The 18058-nt window shown below is 73.0% G+C and carries 17 protein-coding genes; 5 read left to right on the top strand and 12 right to left on the bottom strand.

Annotation, left to right across the window (positions count from 1 at the left end; translation table 11 throughout):
* Positions 1-53: 53 nt before the first annotated feature.
* A complete protein-coding gene (locus tag H1226_RS13240) occupies positions 54-1328 on the bottom strand; it encodes an MFS transporter (RefSeq protein ID WP_258349250.1) in 1275 nt (424 codons plus the stop codon).
* A gap of 67 nt (positions 1329-1395) precedes the next feature.
* On the opposite strand from H1226_RS13240, the gene H1226_RS13235 reads away from it, so the two are divergent.
* Complete coding sequence (locus tag H1226_RS13235) at positions 1396-2121, top strand: GntR family transcriptional regulator (protein ID WP_258349249.1); 726 nt, start codon at positions 1396-1398, stop codon at positions 2119-2121.
* Between the two features lie 170 nt (positions 2122-2291).
* Here the strand turns inward: H1226_RS13235 and H1226_RS13230 are convergent, their stop codons facing one another.
* From H1226_RS13230 to H1226_RS13220, 3 genes are all read right to left on the bottom strand, one after another.
* Positions 2292-3503 (bottom strand): SPFH domain-containing protein, encoded by a 1212-nt coding sequence (locus H1226_RS13230; protein ID WP_258349248.1) that lies wholly within the window; start codon positions 3501-3503, stop codon positions 2292-2294.
* Between the two features lie 13 nt (positions 3504-3516).
* Entirely contained in the window at positions 3517-3945 is a 429-nt protein-coding gene (locus H1226_RS13225; RefSeq protein ID WP_258349247.1) for an NfeD family protein, read from the bottom strand.
* A gap of 137 nt (positions 3946-4082) precedes the next feature.
* On the bottom strand, positions 4083-4889 hold the full coding sequence (locus H1226_RS13220; RefSeq protein ID WP_258349246.1) for a DUF3097 domain-containing protein: 807 nt from the start codon (positions 4887-4889) through the stop codon (positions 4083-4085).
* Between the two features lie 139 nt (positions 4890-5028).
* Here H1226_RS13220 and H1226_RS13215 point away from each other — a divergent pair, with 139 nt between their 5' ends.
* Positions 5029-5802 (top strand): hypothetical protein, encoded by a 774-nt coding sequence (locus tag H1226_RS13215; RefSeq protein ID WP_224966123.1) that lies wholly within the window; start codon positions 5029-5031, stop codon positions 5800-5802.
* A gap of 1 nt (position 5803) precedes the next feature.
* On the opposite strand, the gene H1226_RS13210 is transcribed toward H1226_RS13215, so the two are convergent.
* Positions 5804-6628 carry an oxygenase MpaB family protein gene (locus H1226_RS13210; protein WP_224966124.1) on the bottom strand — a complete coding sequence of 275 codons (825 nt, stop codon included), beginning with the start codon at positions 6626-6628 and terminating at the stop codon, positions 5804-5806.
* A 148-nt stretch (positions 6629-6776) separates the two neighbouring features.
* Here H1226_RS13210 and H1226_RS13205 point away from each other — a divergent pair, with 148 nt between their 5' ends.
* Positions 6777-7400: a TetR/AcrR family transcriptional regulator gene (locus H1226_RS13205; protein WP_258349245.1), complete on the top strand. Its 624-nt coding sequence runs from the start codon at positions 6777-6779 to the stop codon at positions 7398-7400.
* Positions 7401-7461: 61 nt separating this feature from the next.
* On the opposite strand, the gene H1226_RS13200 is transcribed toward H1226_RS13205, so the two are convergent.
* The 3 genes from H1226_RS13200 to fabG all read right to left on the bottom strand — a co-directional run bounded on the left by H1226_RS13200 (position 7462) and on the right by fabG (position 10107).
* Entirely contained in the window at positions 7462-8484 is a 1023-nt protein-coding gene (locus H1226_RS13200; RefSeq protein ID WP_258349244.1) for a ferrochelatase, read from the bottom strand.
* 80 nt (positions 8485-8564) lie between these two features.
* The gene (fabI, locus tag H1226_RS13195) at positions 8565-9332 is read right to left on the bottom strand and encodes an enoyl-ACP reductase FabI (protein WP_224957442.1); all 768 of its coding nucleotides are present in this window, start codon (positions 9330-9332) and stop codon (positions 8565-8567) included.
* Positions 9333-9402: 70 nt separating this feature from the next.
* On the bottom strand, positions 9403-10107 hold the full coding sequence (fabG, locus tag H1226_RS13190; RefSeq protein ID WP_224957440.1) for a 3-oxoacyl-ACP reductase FabG: 705 nt from the start codon (positions 10105-10107) through the stop codon (positions 9403-9405).
* Positions 10108-10369: 262 nt separating this feature from the next.
* On the opposite strand from fabG, the gene H1226_RS13185 reads away from it, so the two are divergent.
* Positions 10370-13255 (top strand): FAD-binding and (Fe-S)-binding domain-containing protein, encoded by a 2886-nt coding sequence (locus tag H1226_RS13185; protein WP_258349243.1) that lies wholly within the window; start codon positions 10370-10372, stop codon positions 13253-13255.
* Positions 13256-13462: 207 nt separating this feature from the next.
* Here H1226_RS13185 and H1226_RS13180 read toward each other — a convergent pair whose 3' ends face one another.
* A complete protein-coding gene (locus H1226_RS13180) occupies positions 13463-14185 on the bottom strand; it encodes an MgtC/SapB family protein (RefSeq protein WP_224957436.1) in 723 nt (240 codons plus the stop codon).
* A 213-nt stretch (positions 14186-14398) separates the two neighbouring features.
* Here H1226_RS13180 and H1226_RS13175 point away from each other — a divergent pair, with 213 nt between their 5' ends.
* Positions 14399-15421: an SAM-dependent methyltransferase gene (locus H1226_RS13175; protein WP_258349242.1), complete on the top strand. Its 1023-nt coding sequence runs from the start codon at positions 14399-14401 to the stop codon at positions 15419-15421.
* 39 nt (positions 15422-15460) lie between these two features.
* Here the strand turns inward: H1226_RS13175 and H1226_RS13170 are convergent, their stop codons facing one another.
* Genes H1226_RS13170 through H1226_RS13160 form a run of 3 tightly spaced genes read right to left on the bottom strand, consistent with a single transcriptional unit; the run spans position 15461 to position 18012 of the window.
* Positions 15461-16051: a class I SAM-dependent methyltransferase gene (locus H1226_RS13170; protein WP_258349241.1), complete on the bottom strand. Its 591-nt coding sequence runs from the start codon at positions 16049-16051 to the stop codon at positions 15461-15463.
* 24 nt (positions 16052-16075) lie between these two features.
* Complete coding sequence (locus tag H1226_RS13165; RefSeq protein WP_224957467.1) at positions 16076-17056, bottom strand: VWA domain-containing protein; 981 nt, start codon at positions 17054-17056, stop codon at positions 16076-16078.
* A 2-nt stretch (positions 17057-17058) separates the two neighbouring features.
* Complete coding sequence (locus H1226_RS13160; protein ID WP_258349240.1) at positions 17059-18012, bottom strand: DUF58 domain-containing protein; 954 nt, start codon at positions 18010-18012, stop codon at positions 17059-17061.
* Between the last annotated feature and the right edge of the window lie 46 nt (positions 18013-18058).

Genomic DNA, 18058 nt, shown 5'->3' with positions numbered 1-18058 from the left:
CGATCACGCGACCCTAACCGCGCACCGGCACCGCGCTCAGCCGCGCCGCGCCCTCACGACCGCACCTCCACCGGACGCGTCCGGCAGACCCACTGCCCCGCGGTACCCACCGCCAGCAGCACCACCACCGGCACGAACGCCCACCGGTACGCCTCCAGCGCAGGCAGCACCGACACCACCTCCAGCACCAACCCGACCAGCACCTGGATCAGCACCCCCGCCAGGAAACCGCCCATGTTCACCACGCCCGACGCCGCACCCGAGCGGTGCACCGCGTTCGCCTCCCGCGCACCGTCGAACGCCAGCATCGCCGCGCCACCACCGAAGCCCAGCACCGCCAGCACCACCACCAGCAGCGGCACCGACATGGCCGTCGGCCACACCACCACCAGCAGCCAGGTCAGCACGACCAGCACCGACATCCCCAGCGTGTAGCGCTCCCGCCGCCGCGGGCGCCCCGCGATCCACTGGCTCGCCACCAACGAGCCCGCGATGAACCCGATCGCCGCCACCAGCAGCAGACCACCGGCCGCCGACGACACCACGCCCTGCGCACCGGTCAACCACGGCGCACCCCACAACGTCGTGATCGCCAAGAACTGGGAGAGGAGCACGAAGTGCACCCAGAACGACTGCTTCGTGCCGCGCTGCGCCACCACCACGCGCAACGTGCGGGAGATCCGCTCCCCGACCTCCGACGGGACCTCGGGGCCCAGCCCGGCCGGCCGATCCCGGATCACCGCACCTGCCACCACCGCCAACACCGCGGTCAGACCCGCCGCCCCCAAGAACGTCGGCACCCAGCCCAGACCGTGCAGTGCCGAGGTCAACGGCACCGTCGAGAGCACCTGCCCGAGCCCACCGACCAGACCGGTCAGCGCCGCCACCCGGCCGTAGCGGTCGGCCGGGAACCACTGCGCCGCCAACCGCAGCACGTTGGTGAACATGAACGCGTCACCGATGCCGATGAACACCCGGCCGGTGACCCCACCCAGCACCGAGCCGCTCACCGCGAACACCGCGGAACCGATCGCCAGCGCCAGCACCCCGCCGGTGATGACCCGCCGCGGCCCCAACCGGTCCGCCAGCAGACCCGACGGCACCTGCAGCACCAGGTACACGCCCAGCTGCAGCGCCGAGAACAGCGCCAGCACCCCCGGGCCCGCGGAGAAGCGCACCAGCGCGTCCGGCGCCGCGACCCCCAAGCTCGCCCGGTGGAACAACGCCACGAAGTAGCACGCCGCACCCACGCCCCACACCAGCCAGGCCCCGCGCTGGACGACGCTCGATCGCGCCACCTGCTGTTCCCCGGCAACACCGACCGACACCGGAACACCCACCTCTCTCGACTTGTATCCACCATAGATACAAGGCGCGGATCAGTACTATGGGCGCGTGTCGAGCGCAACACCGAACCACGACGTGCCGCCGCCCACCGCCGCCCCTGGCGGCACCGGCCCGGCGAGCGCGGAACCTCCGGCCGCGGACCGGGCCTACCGGCACGTCAAGACCGGGCTGCTCGACGGCACCTACCCCGACGGGCACCTGCTGTCCGAAGGCGAAGTGGCCACCGCCATGAACATGTCCCGCACCCCGGTGCGCGAGGCTTTCCTGCGGCTGCAGACCGAAGGCTTCCTGCGGCTCTACCCGAAGCGGGGAGCCTTGGTCGTCCCGGTCACCCCCACCGAGGCCCGCGCCGTCCTCGAAGCCCGGCTGGCGCTGGAGAGCTTCGCCATCGACAAGATCGCGGCAGACGGCCCCGCGACGATGCGCCGGGTCGGCGAGGAGCTCAGCGCCCACGCGGCGTGCGACGGCAGCGGCCTGAGTACGGCGGAGATGCACGAGGCCGACCGCGACTTCCACGCCCGGCTGGTCGCCGCCGCGGCCAACCCCATCATCGACGACCTCTACAACGCGCTGCGCGACCGGCAACTGCGGATCACCGCCGGAGCCCGGACCCAGGACCGCCGCCCGGACATCACCCGGCAGCACGCCGAGGTGGCGACCGCCGTGCGCGACGGCGCCGCGGACACCGCCAAGGCGGTCCTGCGCGACCACCTGCTCGGCGTGCTGCGAGCGCTCGGAGTCGCGGGCGGCCCGATGCTCGAACCCCCAGCCTGAGCGCCGGCCCCCGAGCGTCTTTGCACGTTCTTGTTCTTGATCTTTAGATCATTGATTTCGGCCGCCGCTGAAACCATCGAGCTAATAAAGTGGTTGCGGTGCAAAAGTGGGCGGCGCGCACGCCGCCCACTTCTTCTCGCTCCCGGGCCTCTGCCCGGGCCAGAATCCGATCAGGCCGGGGAACCACCACCCACCGGGGGCTCACCGAGCGCCCCGGTCTCCCCCAGCGCCTGCGTGGCCTTCGGACCCGACAACGCGGCACCACCGGAGGGCATCCCCGCCGCGGCGCTCGGCACCTCCTTGCGGGCCACCTCCTCCGCGGCGCGCACGGCCTCGGCGACCTCCGGGTTCGACGAGGTGTCGAACCACGCGGCCACCGACTCCTCCTCGTCCTCCGGGCTGCCCGCCGGCGGCTCCTCCTTCGGGGGCTCGTAGCGGAACGTGCCGTCCTCGCCGGGCGCACCGAGCATCCGGGCGAAGCCCTCCAAGGACTTGTTGAAGTCGCTGGGCACCACCCACACCTTGTTCGCGTCGCCCTGCGCCATCTGCGGCAGGGTCTGCAGGTACTGGTAGGCCAGCAGCTCCGGCGTGGGCTTGCCCCGCTTCACCGCGGCGAAGACCTTCTCGATCGCCTTCGCCTGGCCCTGCGCCTGCAGGTAGCGACTGGCCCGCTCACCCTGGGCGCGCAGGATGCTGGACTGGCGCTCGCCCTCCGCGTCCAGGATCGACGCCTGCTTCGCGCCCTCGGCCGCGAGGATCTGGGACTGCTTCTGGCCTTCCGCGGTCTTGATGGCGGACTCGCGCGCGCCCTCCGCGTTCAGGATCATCGCGCGCTTCTCCCGGTCGGCGCGCATCTGCTTCTCCATCGAGTCCTTGATGGACGGCGGCGGGTCGATCGCCTTGAGCTCGACCCGCGCCACACGGATGCCCCAGCGCCCGGTCTCCTGGTCCAGCACGCCGCGCAGCTGCGTGTTGATCTGGTCCCGGGAGGTCAGCGTCTCCTCCAGGCTCATGCCGCCGACCACGTTGCGCAGCGTCGTCGTGGTCAGCTGCTCCACGCCGACGATGTAGTTGGAGATCTCGTAGACCGCCGAACGCGAGTCGGTGACCTGGAAGTACACCACGGTGTCGATCGACACCGTCAGGTTGTCCTGGGTGATCACCGGCTGCGGCGGGAAGGACACCACCTGCTCGCGCAGGTCGATCTTCGCCCGCACCCGGTCCAGGAACGGCATCAGGAAGTTCAGCCCGGGCGCGGCGACGGTGCGGAACCGGCCCAGCCGCTCGATCACCGAGGCCTGCGCCTGCGGCACCACGAGGACGGATTTGGCCACCACCACGATCACCAGCAGCACCACCACCGCCAGCACGATCAATTCCACTGCACCCTCCAGTTCACGGTTGTGCCGCGACGATGGCGGTGGCCCCGGAGATCTCCGTGACCAGCACCGTTGAATCGGCTTCGAAGACGTCGGCCTCAGCGCTCGCGCGGGCCGACCACACGTCCCCGTCGATGCGGACCCGGCCGCCCTGGTGGTCGACCGTGGCGACCACGACGGCGTGCTTGCCGACCAGGGCGTCCACGTTGGTCTTCAGCTCTCGGCCACCGAGGAAGCGGCGCTTCAACGCCGGACGCGCCCCCAGCACCAGTCCCCCGGCCAGCGCGGCGAACACCACGGCCGCCAGCCACGTCGGCGCTCCGGCCAGGACCACCAGCGCGGTCCCCAGCGCGGCGAGGCCGAGCATCACGAGGACGAACTCCCCGGACAGCACCTCGGCCGCCACCAGGATCACACCGATGATCAACCACACGACGGGGGCCATGCACCCATCGTGGCAGAGCACAAGCGTTCTGTGGGGTTGTTCCGGCCAACCTGACCGGCTCGGCTCCCGCCGCGCGGCGCTCGGGTGGTGGAACGCCGGCGTTCCACCGTGGACGCCCGGGCAGGCCCGGAACGGGATCAGGGCTCGGTGACGAAGTCGATCAGCCGCTCGACGGCGCCGATCAGCGGGGCCTCCAGGTCGCGGAAGCCCTCGACCGCGCCGAGCACGCGGCGCCAGCCCTCGGCCGGTTCGCCCCAGCCCAGCTCGGCGCAGACGCCTTCCTTCCAGTCCTGCCCGCGCGGCACCCGCGGCCAGGCCGCGATGCCCAGGGACGCGGGTTTGACCGCCTCCCACACGTCGACGAAGGGGTGTCCGGTGATGAGCACGTGCGGGTCGTCGATCCCGCCGACGAGCCGGGACTCCTTGCTGCCCTCGACGAGGTGGTCCACCAGCACCCCGACCCGGTGACCGGCGCGGGGGCGGAACTCGCCGAGCAGCCCGGGCAGGTCGTCCACGCCGTGCAGCGGCTCCACCACGACGCCTTCGACGCGCAGGTCGTGGCCCCAGACGCGTTCGACCAGCTCGGCGTCGTGCAGGCCCTCCACCCAGATGCGGCTGCCCCGAGCCTCCCTGGCCCGCAGCCCGTCGACGTGCACCGACCCGGACGCGGAGGTGCGGGTCGCGGCTGGGGCGGTGGCGGGCACCGGGACGAGGGTGACCGGGCGGCCCTCCAGCAGGAACGCGGCGGGCCGCATCGGGAACAGCCGGTGGGCGCCGCGCCGGTCCTCCAGCACCGCGTTGCCCTTCTCCACGCGCACCACCGCGCCGCAGAAGCCGCTGGCCGGGTCCTCGACCACGAGCCCAGGCTCGGCGGGGACCTCGGGGATCTCGCGGCGCTTGCGACCGGAGGACAGGACGTCGTTGCCGTAGTTGACCGAACGCACGCGAAGATCCTATGCACCATCGCGGACGCCGTGGTCGCGGCACGCCGCCCGCGACGAGGCCCACACCGCGCGGCCCCCGGGCTGATGCGCGCGGACGGGATACGTACTCTCTCTCGACGTGCCATGCCCAAGCGCAACGATGGTCGTCTGGACGTCCGCGTGGTTGCACGGTGCGACCGCCGCGGACGACGTGCTCGACGCTCTGCAGGTCTGGGGCGAATCGCAGGAAGTGCGCGCCGCCGACGACGAACTCGCCGCCCGGTTGGAACTGCCGGGCCCGCAGGACACCCCGGCCGGTCCGGCGCTGCTGCTGGCGGCGCTGCGCAAGGCCGGTGCCACCGCTGGGGAGCTGGCGCTGCCGGTACCCGGTGACGTGCGGGGCCTGGGTTCGGCGAGCCCGTTCTCCAAGCAGGCGTTGCGCCGCGGTGAGGCGGCGGTGCTGCCGGAGGCCGGGCTGGGCCTGGTGCCCGAGCCGGTCGCCGAGGGGATCCTGCGCTGGACGGTGTTCGCCGTCGGTGAGCTGCCGCCCGCCGAGCACCTGCCGATCGGGGAGGCCGAGCACGGCATGTCCTCGGCGATGCGGGAGGCCGCGAGCACGCTGATCGACCTGGACATCGCCAAGCACCGCCCCGGCGTGCGCGACGAGATCGCCTCGACGGTGGCCGACCGCCCGAAGCCGCCGTGGCCGGAGGACGTGCCGCAGCGGCCGCTGCGAATCCTGCAGCGCGCCTCCGAGGTGGAGGCGATCCTGTGGGTGGCCACCGACGACGCCCCGGGCGGAGCGCTGTCGGCGTCCGCGACGCGGGCGCGCACGGAGGCCCTGCGGCCGCTGTTCGACTCGGTCCGGGCGGCCCGGCGGGCCTCGATCGCGGAGATGGTGCGGGTGCTGGCCGACAGCGCCGGCAAGCACTGACTCACACCAGCGGAGCACCCGCCCCGATCCGGCGCCGCACGTCCCACAGGTAGTAGTTGAACGGGAACTTGCGCAGCACCGGGGGCAGCCGCCGGATGACCGCACCCATGACGCGGGTGAGCCGGTCGAAGCGGCGCTGGTCGCGGTCGGTCCAGGGCAGCCGCATCTCGTCGCGGAACCGCTGCGGCAGGAAGCCGGTGGTGATGAACCGGTTGAACCGGCCCAGCGGCGCGCGGACGTAGCGCGGCATGAAACCGAGCACCGCGATCTGGTGCAGGTAGGCGCGCACGGTGTCGTCGACGTGGACCTGGTCGAGCGCGTCGTTCCAGTACTCCTCGAAGGCGGCGCGGTCGGCGGGCCACATGTCGTCGGTGACCTGCAGGGTGGTGCCGAGGGTGGCGGAGCGCCGGTAGAGCTCGTCGATCTCGGCGTCGGTGAGCTCCCCGACGAAGATCCGGTGGACGTCCTCGATGCCGCGGTAGAGGCAGGCCGCCACCCACAGCTGCAGGTTCTTGTCGAAGGCGTTGTAGGACACCGGGCTGGTCGAGGTGGAGCGCACCTGGGCGTGGGAGCGGTTGGTGGCGCGCCGGAATAGGGCGCGTTCCTCGTCGGTGCCCATGGTGGCGACCGCGAGGTAGGTCAGCGTGGTGCGGGTGCGCTTGACGGGGTGCTTGAAGATGTTGCCGCTGTCGACCTTGCTCTCGACGACGCCGTAGCCGACGCCCGGCCGGGCCAGCTGCATGATCACGTTGGCGCCGCCGGCGAGCAGGCCGGCGCCGACGACCAGTTCGTCCTCGCGCACGCGTGATCCGGTGGGAGCTGTCATCGGTCCCTCTCCTCCGCTAGCGGGTGGCAGTGCGGGCGGCCCCGCCCGGCGAACTCTGCTCACACCCGTTAGCAGATATGGAACCGATCAGTTCCCCCACTGTCAAGACCCGCCCGGACCCGTCCCGCGAGATGCCAAGATGGGCGGCATGGAGCCGTCTTCCCTGCGGGTGTACGGCGGTGTCGACGGCGACCACCGCAAGGCCGAGCGGCGCGTCCGGTTCCTCGAAGCGGGCCTGGACCTGCTCGGCGCACCCGACGCCGACGCCACCCTCTCGGTGCGCGGCGTGTGCAAGCGGGCCGGGCTCGCCGCCCGCTACTTCTACGAGAGCTTCGCCGACCGCGAGGAGCTCACCGCCGCCGTCTACGACCAGGTCATCGACGACCTCGCCACCGGCGCGCTGGCCGCGGTCACGGCCGCCCCGCACGACGCGGCGGCCAAGGTGCGGGCCGGGCTCGGCACCGTCATCGGCGTCGTCGGCGACGACCCGCGGCGCGGGCGACTGCTGTTCTCCACCCGCGCGGGCGCCGTGCTCGCCGAACGCAGGCAGCGCTCCACGCTGCTGTTCGCCGGACTGCTCGGCGGCCAGGCCAAGGACTTCTACGGGCTGGGCGACAGCGCCGACCTGGACGTGCTCAGCCAGTTCGCCGTCGGCGGCCTCGCCCAGACCCTCACCGCCTGGCTGGACGGGGCGTTGCGCATCGACCGCGACGACCTGGTCGAGCACTGCACCCGCATCTTCCTCGCCATCGGCGCCCCCGTCCGGGACTGAGCCCGGACGCGCGAGGGCCGCGGCGGTCCCACGACCACCGCGGCCCCGCGAGCGACGAGCGTCAGGACGGCGAGCAGCAGCCCGGCGCGCACACCTCGCCGTTGCGGCCGCAGCCGGCGGCGGGCATCAGCGACAGCTTCCGCGGCCGCACCTCGTCCACGTGCTCGGAGATCAGCTCCACGATCATCTTCGCGAACCGCGGATCGTCCCCGGCGGTCCCGGCCCGCACGAAGCCCATGCCGAGCTCTGCGGCCTTCTCCGCGGCCTCGTTGTCCAGGTCCCAGATCACTTCGAGGTGGTCGGAGACGAACCCGATCGGGCTCACCACCACCGAGGCGACGCCCTTGGCGTGCAGGTCCTCGACGTGGTCCACCACGTCCGGCTCCAGCCACGGCACCTGCGGCGGGCCGGACCGGGACTGCCACACCACGTCGTAGGCCTCCACCCCGGCCTCCTCGGCGACGAGCCGGGCGCACTCGGCGACCTGCCGGGAGTACCACTCGGGGCGGCCGTCCGGGCCGGGCATCGAATCGGCGCGCACCGGCACCGAGTGCGCGGTGAACACCAGCCGGGCCTGCGGATCACCGAGCTCGGCGTAGGCGCGGCGCACCGCGTCGGCGTTGGCGGCCACGAACAGCGGGTGGTCGAAGAACTGGCGCAGCTTCACCAGGTCCGGGGCCTGCTCCCCCACCGCTTCGCGGGTCCGGGCGATGTCCTCGTGGTACTGCTTGCAACCCGAGTAGCCGCCCCACGCGGAGGTGGCGAACACCAGCGCGTTGCGCACGCCGTCCTCGGCCATCCGCGCCACGGTCTCCTCGACCATCGGGTGCCAGTTGCGGTTGCCCCAGTACACCGGCAGGTCCCGGCCCTCGGCGCGCAGCTGCTCCTGCAACCCGGCCATGATCTCGCGGTTGAGCCGGTTGATCGGCGAGACCCCGTCGAAGTGGTGGTAGTGCTCGGCCACCTCGTCCAGCCGCTCCGGCGGCACGCCTCTGCCCCGGGTGACGTTCTCCAGGAACGGCCGGACGTCCTCCGGGCCCTCCGGTCCACCGAACGACAAGAACAGCAGCGCATCGAAACTCACCCGACCATGATGGCCCGCCGCCGAACGGGCCGCTCACGGGGGGTGGGGCGTGCGGGCGGCCCGCGCACGCCCCACCGGGCTCACGCGCCGAGCGCGGAGAACCCGCCGTCCACCATGATCATCGAGCCGGTGGTCTTGGGCAGCCAGTCCGACAGCACCGCGCAGATCGACTGCGCCACCGGGGTCGGGTCGTTGACGTCCCAGCCCAGCGGAGCCCGCTCGCCCCAGGTCTCCTCCAGCCCGGAGAAGCCGGGGATGGACTTCGCGGCCATCGTGCGCACCGGGCCCGCCGACACCAGGTTCACCCGGATGCCCCGCGGACCGAGCTCGCGGGCCAGGTAGCGGCTGGTCGACTCCAGCGCCGCCTTCGCCACGCCCATCCAGTCGTAGGCCGGCCAGGCGACGCGCGCGTCGAAGTCCATGCCCACGATCGACGAACCCGCCGACAGCAGCGGCAGCGTCGCGGTGGTCAGCGACTTCAGCGAGTACGCCGAGATCTCCACCGCCGTGGACACGTCCTCCCACGGCGCGTCCAGGAAGTCACCGCCGAGGCAGGACGCCGGCGCGAACCCGATCGAGTGAAGCACGCCGTCGAGGCCGTCGACGTGCTCGCGCACCCGGTCGGCCAGGCTGTCGCGGTGCTCGGCGTTGGTCACGTCCAGCTCCAGCACCGGCGCGGGCTTCGGCAACCGGCCCGCGATGCGCTCCACCAGGCTCATCCGGCCGAACCCGGTGAGCACCACTTCCGCGCCCTGCTCCTGCGCCATCTTGGCCGCGTGGAACGCGATCGACGCGTCGGTGATCACGCCGGTGATCAGGATGCGCTTGCCTTCGAGCAATCCGCTCACGAACTTCCTCCGCTGTGCTTGCTTGGGCCCGCCGCGCGGCGGGCCGGGTGAAAAACCGGGCGGGTACCGCTCAGTGCCCCATGCCCAGGCCGCCGTCGACCGGGATCACGGCGCCGGTGACGTAGGCGGCCGCGTCCGAGGCCAGCCACGCCACCGTGCTCGCGACCTCCTCCGGTTCCGCGAACCGGGCCAGCGGCACCTGGGCGAAGATCTCCTTCTTGCGCTCCTCGGAGAGCGCGTCGGTCATGTCGGTGGTGACGAACCCGGGGGCGACCACGTTCGCGGTGATCGACCGCGACCCCAGCTCGCGGGCGATGGAGCGCGCCAGGCCGACCAGACCCGCCTTGCTCGCCGCGTAGTTCGCCTGACCGGCCCCGCCGGAAAGACCCACCACGGAGGACACGAACACCATCCGGCCGCGCTTGAGCCGCAGCATGCTGCTCGCCGCCCGCTTCGCGACCCGGTACGAACCGGCGAGGTTCGCGTCGAGCACCCGGCCGAACTGCTCCTCCCCCATGCGCAGCAGCAGCCCGTCGTCGGTGATCCCGGCGTTGGACACCAGCACCTCGACGCGGCCCTGCGCGGCCTCCACCTCGTCGAAGGCCGCCGAGACCTGCTCGGCGTCGGTGACGTCGCACTGCACGCCGCGCAGCCCGTCCGGAGCGCCCGAGCCGCGGTGGGTGACCGCCACCTCGTCGCCCGCCGCCTGGAACGCGCGGGCGATGGCCAACCCGATGCCGCGGTTGCCTCCGGTCACCAGAACGGACCGTCCCACTGTGGATCTCCTCCCGAAAAGCCCTGCGCGGTGAACGCCCGCGCCCCGACGGGCGAGTCCGTTCACCTGAACAGCCGCGACATTATCGGTTCACCGGTACCGGCCTCCCATCCGCTCCGAACAGAAATCGATCGCCAGAGCGGTGGCGCGCCGACAGTGGACACCGCCTTCCGGCCCCGCGAAGACCTACGGTGCGTACAGCCGCGATCCCGGACCGCGATCCCCGACCGCACCTGCCCACGGCCAGGACAGGAGTTCTCGCTTGACCACCACCGCCGCGACCACCACCGCGCCCCAGCCCGACCCCGCCGAACTCGCCGCAGCGCTGCGCGGCGTGCTCGACGGACCCGCCCGGTTCGACCCCGGCACCCGCGCCCTGTACTCCACCGACGCCTCGAACTACCGGCAGGTGCCGCTCGGCGTCGTGCACCCCCGCCACGCCGGGGACGTGGCCGCCGCGGTCGCCGTCGCCCGCGAGCACCGGGTGCCGATCACCGGCCGCGGCGCGGGCACCAGCATCGCGGGCAACGCCTGCGGACCCGGGCTGGTGCTGGACTTCTCCCGGCACTTCAACCGCATCCTCGACGTCGACCCCGAGCGGCGGCTGGCCACCGTGGAACCGGGCGTGGTGCTCGACGTCCTGCAGGCCGCAGTGAAGCCGCACGGGCTCGCGTTCGGGCCCGACCCGTCCACGCACAGCCGCTGCACCCTCGGCGGCATGATCGGCAACAACTCCTGCGGCACCCACTCGGTGGCCTGGGGCAAGACCGTCGACAACGTGCGCTCGCTGGACGTGCTGCTCTCCGACGGCACCCGGCTCACCGTCGGGGAGACCTCCCCCGCCGAGCTCGACGCGCTGTGCGCCCGCGAGGACCGCACCGGACGGCTCTACCAGCAGCTGCGGGCGCTGCGCGACGACACCGCCGAGCAGGTGCGCGCCTCGTTCCCCGACCTCACCCGGCGGGTGTCCGGCTACAACCTCGAACAGCTGCTGCCGGAGAACGGGTTCCACCTGGCCCGCGCGCTGACCGGCACCGAAGGCGGCTGCGCGGTGCTGCTCGGCGCCACCGTCGAACTCGTCGAGACACCCGCCGCGCGCGCCATGATCGTGCTCGGCTTCGAGGACAGCTACGCCGCCGCCGACCAGGTCACCCGGCTGCGCGGGCTCGACGCGCTCGCCATCGAAGGGCTCAGCGCCGAACTCGTCGACGTGGTCCGCGTCCGCAACCCCTCCTCCCCCGCGCTGCGGCTGCTGCCCGGCGGCCGCAGCTGGCTGCTCGTCGAGGTCGGCGGCACCGACCGGCGCGACGCCGAGAACGCCGCCGAACGCGTCCGCCGCGCGATCGGCTCCCGCGCCGAAGCCGTCGTGCACACCGACCCGGCCCGGATGGGCGCGCTGTGGAAGATCCGCGAGGAGGGCTCCGGCTACTCCACCCGGATGGCCGACGGCTCCGAGCGCTGGTCCGGGTGGGAGGACGCCGCCGTGCCGCCGGAACGGCTCGGCGCCTACCTGCGCGAGTTCGACGCGCTGCTGGCCCGGTTCGGGCGCAAGGGCGTCACCTACGGGCACTACGGCGACGGCTGCATCCACGTGCGCGTCGACTTCGACCTGCTCGACGGCCCCGGCGCCGCCCGCTACCGCGAGTTCCTGGAGGCCGCCGCCGACCTCGTCGTCGCCCACGGCGGTTCGGTCTCCGGCGAGCACGGCGACGGGCGGGCCCGCTCGGCGCTGCTGTCCCGGATGTACCCGCCGGAGATCATCGGCGCGTTCGAGCGGTTCAAGTCGGCCTTCGACCCCGACGACCTGCTCAACCCCGGCCAGATCGTGCGGCCCCGGCCCGTCGACGCCGACCTGCGGCTGCTGGTCGCCCCGCCGAACATCCCCACCCGCACCGAGCTGGCGCTGCACGCCGACGGCGGCGACCTCGCGCCCGCCAGCAGGCGCTGCGTCGGCATGGGCAAGTGCCTGAACACCACAGGTGGGGTGATGTGCCCCAGCTACCGGGCCACCAAGGACGAGCAGCACTCCACCCGAGGCCGTGCCCACCTGCTGTTCGAGATGCTCAACGGCTCGCTGATCCGCGGCGGCTGGCGCTCCCGCGAAGTCCGCGAGGCGCTCGACCTGTGCCTCTCGTGCAAGGGCTGCAAGACCGACTGCCCCGTCGGTGTCGACATGGCGACCTACAAGGCCGAGTTCCTGCACCACCACTACCGGCACCGGCCGCGGCCCGCCTCCCACTACTCGATGGGCTTCCTGCCGCTGTGGCTCGCCCTCGGCCGGATCGCGCCCGGCCTGGTCAACGCGATGCTCGACGGCCCGGCGGCACCGCTGGTCAAACGACTCGGCGGCATCGCGCCCGAACGGCGGATGCCGCAGCTCGCCGGACGCAGCCTGCGGTCCTGGTGGACCCACCGCGAACACCCGAGCACCCCCGGCGGCGCCCCCGCGCTGCTGTTCCCGGACACCTTCACCGACCACTTCGACCCGCACATCGGCCGCGACGCCGTCCTCGCCCTCGAACGCCTCGGCCACACCGTCGAACTCCCCCGCGAACCGGTGTGCTGCGGGCTGACCTGGGCCTCCACCGGGCAGCTCGGCACCGCCCGCCGCGTCGTGCAGCGCACCGCGCGCCTGCTGCGCCCGCGGATCGACGCCGGGCTACCGGTGATCGGGCTCGAACCGAGCTGCACCGCGTTCCTGCGCGGCGACGCCCTCGAACTCGCCCCGCACGACCCGGACGTGCAGGCGCTCGCCGCCGCCACCCGCACCTTCGCCGAACACGTCGAACCCACCCGCGAGCGCTGGCAGCGCACCGGCGGCGGCAAGGCCCTCGTGCAGCGGCACTGCCACCAGTACGCCGAGCTCGGCTTCGACGCCGACCGGGCCGCGCTCGCCGCCACCGGGACCGACGCCGAGGTCCTCGACGCCGGCTGCTGCGGCCTCGCCGGGAACTTCGGCTTCGAACGCGGCCACTACGAGGTGTCGATGGACTGCGCCGAGCAGGCCCTGCTGCCCGCGGTGCGCGCCGCCGAACCCGGCACCTCGGTCGTCGCCGACGGCTTCAGCTGCCGGTTGCAGATCCGCCAGGCCACCGACGTCGAACCGGTCCACCTGGCCACCCTGGTCCGCCGAGCCCTCGACGGGTGAGGCCCGCCTTCGAACCTGCCCGGCGGATCTTCGGCCGTTTCCTGTCAGCGGCGCAGCCGCTGAGCCAGCGACCACCCGATCAACCGGACCACCCACGGGTTCTCCGCGGTTCCCTCGCGAGGACAGCGATGTCGCCGTGTACGGACTGCCCGCAGCGAGGGAACCGCCGAGGTTCCGCACCCGACCCATCTCCCAGCAGCAGGACGATCAAATCCCCGCCTCCGCGGAGTCGCCGACCGCGGCGTGCAGCACTCCGGGGAAGCCGTTGATCTCCTCGACGAGTCCCGCCACCGGCTGCTTGCCCTGCAGCCGGACCGCGACCACGGCGGTGCGCTGGTCCTCGTCGTCGGTGTCCTCGCGCTCCACCTGCAGGTCCAGCACCTTCAACCCGCGGCTCGTGCACAGCGTCAGCACCTCGCGCAGCACCCCGTGCCCGTCCAGGTAGCCCACCCGCACGATCTGCGGCTCCCGGAGCACCCCGCGCAGCAGCTGCAGCAGCCGCGGATACCCCACCGCCACCAGGAAGTGCACCAGCGTCGTCGCCGACGCCAGCAGCACCAGGCCACCACCGCAGGCCATCCCGATCGCCGCGACCAGCCACACCGTCGCCGCCGTGGTCAGCCCCCGCACCACGTCCCGCCGCACGAAGATCAATCCGCCGCCGATGAACCCGATGCCCGACACGACCTGCGCGGCCACCCGCGACGGGTCCAGCGACACCCGGTCGAACTCCAGCATGTCCCCGAAGCCGTACTTCGACACCAGCATGAACAGCGCCGCACCCACCCCGACCAGGGTGTGCGTGCGCAGACCCGCGCTCTTGGCCCGCACCTCGCGTTCCAGCCCTACCAGGCTGGACAGCAGCAGCGCGCTCCCCAGCTCCACGAGCAGCGGGATCTCACCCAATCCCGAGACCACCTCATCCGCCATCGGACGAACGTAACCCGGGCACGGCTCGGCGGACACGCCCACCGACCATGACCAGCCCCACCGGATCGATCAGCCACACCGCCTTGACCAGCACGAACACCGGACAGGAGTCGCATTCACCGCGAACCGGACCGCACCGCCCGCAACCGCACCACCGCACCCCGGCGGAGTACTGTCGATCATGGAACGGCCCAACGGACCCGAGGAGCGGCAGTGCACGACAGCGGAGCGTCCGGCCTCGACGGACTCCAGTCCGCCCTCGCGGCGCGCGCCACCGTGCAGGGCTGGGCGGAAGGCCTGGAGCTCTTCGAACTGTTCCGCGCCGCGCACCGCGCGGGCTGGCTCGACCGGCTGCGGGACGGGACCACCGCCGCCCGGCTGGCGGAGGCCACGGGCACCCCGGCCGAACAGACCGAGGACGTGCTGGCCGCCCTCACCTCGGCGGGCGTCGTGCAGCACCAGGACGACGCGTTCCGGCTCACCCCCGCCTTCGACGCCCTGCTCGCGGGAGCCTCCGGCGTCGACGTGCCGACCGTGCTCGACGCCGCGGACCTGGCCCGCGACCGCGTCGCAGGAGCCGTCCTGCCCGCCGAGCGGCAGCACGACCTCGACGGCGAGCAGGCGCTGCGGCTCGCCCGCGGCTGGGGCGTGCGGCCCGAGGACGGCGCACGGCAGCTGTACCAGGTGCTCTACCAGGCCCTGCCCGACTACCAGGACCGGCTGGCGCGGGGCGGCCCGCTGCTCGACGTCGGCAGCGGCGTCGGCGGCGCGCTGCTGACCACGCTCGCCCTGCACGACGGGCTGCGCGCCGTCGGCGTCGAGGTCGTCCCCGCCGTCGCCGCCGAGCTCACCGCCCGCGCCGCGGACGCCGGGGTCGCCGACCGGCTCGACGTGCGCGTCACCGACGCCCGGGAGCTGCCGGACGCGGACGCCTTCGAGGTCTGCTACTGGGCCCAGGCGTTCTTCCCTGCCGAAGCCCGCGCCGGCACCCTCGCCGCCATCCGCCGCGCCCTGCGCCCCGGTGGCCTGCTGCTGGTCCAGGAACTGTTCCCCGCCCAGGACGACCCCGGCACCCGCGGTGCGCTGGACCGCTTGTTCCACCGCCGCCAGCGGGTCGCGTTCGGCGTGTCGGCCGAAGACCTCGCCACCGAGGGCACCGCGGCCGGGTTCGACGAACCGCAGATCGTCGCCAGCCCGCTCGGCAGGCTCGTCCTGCTGCGCAGGCCGCGGGACTGACCGCCTGCCCGCTCGCGCGGCCGGCGTCCGACTCGAAGATCAGCGAGGACGCCGCGCCAGGTACACCAGCGCGGGCGGCACGTTCCGCCACACCGTGCGGCTCAGCACCGTCTCCTCGAAGGTCGCGCGCAGGTCGGCGTGCTGCCGCCGCGCCGGAGCCGCCCACCGCGTCCACGTGTACGCGAACTGCGTGAACGCCCCCTGCTCGGTCAACGAGTCCGCGATCAGCCGGATCAGCGGCACCCCGCCCTGCGGCGCGTGCGCCGCCCACGGCAGCCCGCTGACCACCACGTCGGCCCGCACGCCCCGCTCCGCCAGCAGCCGCGGCAACGCGCGGGCGTCGGCGCACTCCACGTCCACCTCGGGGAACCGGGCGCTCAACGACTCCGCCCACCGCTGGTTGAGCTCCACCGCCAGGTGCGTGCCCCGGCCGCCGAGCCGCTGCTGGATCGCCTCGGTGAACGCGCCCGTCCCGGGTCCGAGCTCCACCACCACCGGATCACCGGTGGCCGGGATCGGCGCCACCATGTCCCGCGCCAAGTGGCGGGAGCTGGGGCCCACCGCGGCCGTCGTCGCCGGGGACTTCACGAACTCGCGGAGGAATTCCACCGCACCGGCGGCACTGCTCACCTCGGGCTCCCGTGCTCTGCGGCGTCAGGGCAGACGTCGCCCCAGCAGCAACGAGAGCACCGCCGCGACGATCGCGGTGAGCGTACCCAGCACCGACCACGGCTTGCTGGCGTCTGTGTGCTTGATCTCGTAGCCGATCTGCTCGCCCAACGTGTCGTAGACGCGGCGCAGCTGTTCGGCGCTGGCGGCCTTGTGGAACTCGCCGCCGGAGAGGTCCGCGATCTCCTCCATGGCCTCGTCGTCGACTTCCACCGGCTGCGACTGGCCTTCGATGTCGATCGTGCCGTAATCGGTGCCGAACGAGATCGTGGTGATCGGGATGCCGGCCTTCTTCGCCTCCCCCGCCTTCGTGTAGGCACCGCGCGGAGCGTTCATGTCGCGCGGGATGGTCTGCCCGCCGTCGGCCATCAGCACGATCCGGGCGGGCGGCGCGCCACCGGGGCCGCCGACCATCTTGCCGAAGGAGTCGATCGCCGACATCGACGCGTTGATGCCGTCACCGGTCGCGGTGGCCTCCGACAGCGAGAGGTTGTCGATGGCCTGCTTCACCGCCGTGCGGTCCGTCGTGGGCATCACCATCACGGTGGCGGTGCCCGCGAACGACACCAGTCCGAGGTTGATGCCGGGGGTGAGCTTGTCGGCGAACTCCTTCGCCGCGATCTTCGCCGCCTCCAGGCGGCTCGGCTCGACGTCCTTGGCCATCATCGACAGCGACACGTCCACGGTGAGCATCACCGTCGCCCGGTTCCGCGGGATGCGCTGCTCCGCGGTCGGCCCGGACAGCGCCACGGTCAGCAGGATCATCGCGACGGCCAGCAGCGCGGCGGGCACGTGCTTGGGCCAGCCCTGCCGCTTCGGCGCCACCCGGTCCAGCACCGCCAGGTTGCTGAACCGCAGCGCCTCCTTGCGCGCCCGCTGCTGCGCCCACACGTACCCGCCGACGAGCGCGGCGACCACCAGCAGCAGCAGGAACCACCACGGCGCGGTGAAACCCGACAAGCTCAACATCACGCCGTTCCTCCGGACCATCCGCGCTTGCGGGCCACCACGAACCGCACCACGTCGGCGATCCAATCCGAATCCGTTCGCAGCACCAGGTGCGCGCAGCCAGCTCGCCGCAGCGCCGCCGCGACCTCCTCGCGGTGCGCCGCGGCCGCGGCAGCGAACTCCTTGCGCAGCACCGGTGTCGTGCGCACTTCCCGCTGCTCCCCCGTCTCGGGATCGGACAGCACCACGGTGCCGACGTCCGGCAGCTCCAGGTCTCGCGGGTCGAGCACCTCGACCGCGAGCAGCGAGTGCCGGGCGCCGAGCCCGCGCAGCGCGCGCTGCCAGTCCAGCTCGCCGAGGAAGTCGGAGACCACCACCGCCAGGCCCCGCCGCCGCGGCGGGCGCCGCAACGACTCCAGCAGCCGCGGCAGGTCACCCCGGGTCCCCTCGTCCGCCCGCGCGGTCTCGGCGACCTTGCGCAGCAGCCCCCGCGAATGCCCCAGCCCGCCGCGCGCCGGCAGCCGCACCGGCCCGGTGCCGTTGTCCACCACCGCACCGATCCGGTTCCCGCCGCCGCTGGTCAGGTGCGTCACCGCGGCCAGCGCCGCGATCGCCAGCTCCCGCTTGTCGCAGGCCGCGGAACCGAAGTCGAGGCTCGGCGACAGGTCCATCGCCACCCAGGTCTCCAGCTCGCGGTCGGCCACGGTCTGCCGGATGTGCGGTTCGGACATCCGGGCGGTGACCGCCCAGTCCATCCGCCGCACGTCGTCGCCGGGCTGGTAGACCCGCGCCTCCCCCGGCTCGGTGCCCGGACCGGGTACCAGGCCGAGGTGGTTGCCTTGCAGCAGGCCGTCGAGCCGGCCGCGCACGGTCAGCTCCAGCGAGCGCAGTGCGGCGTGCAGCCGGGGCCCTTCCAGCTCCGGCGGGGCCCAGGACGGGCGGTCCGCACCTGCCTGGGCGGAACTCACCGGCACGGCTGATCGCTCCTCGTTCGTCGAGTGGGTCATGGGCGCGCGGCCG

The organism is Saccharopolyspora gregorii (genome assembly GCF_024734405.1).
Lineage (GTDB): Bacteria > Actinomycetota > Actinomycetes > Mycobacteriales > Pseudonocardiaceae > Saccharopolyspora_C > Saccharopolyspora_C gregorii.
This window is presented reverse-complemented; position numbering and strand designations above follow the sequence as displayed.

Coding starts and splice junctions, on each gene's coding strand:
- H1226_RS13225 (WP_258349247.1), bottom strand. CDS start 3,945: ATGGCCCCCGTCGTGTGGTTGATCATCGGTGTGATCCTGGTGGCGGCC.
- H1226_RS13215 (WP_224966123.1), top strand. CDS start 5,029: ATGGTCGTCTGGACGTCCGCGTGGTTGCACGGTGCGACCGCCGCGGAC.
- H1226_RS13210 (WP_224966124.1), bottom strand. CDS start 6,628: ATGACAGCTCCCACCGGATCACGCGTGCGCGAGGACGAACTGGTCGTC.
- H1226_RS13205 (WP_258349245.1), top strand. CDS start 6,777: ATGGAGCCGTCTTCCCTGCGGGTGTACGGCGGTGTCGACGGCGACCAC.
- H1226_RS13180 (WP_224957436.1), bottom strand. CDS start 14,185: ATGGCGGATGAGGTGGTCTCGGGATTGGGTGAGATCCCGCTGCTCGTG.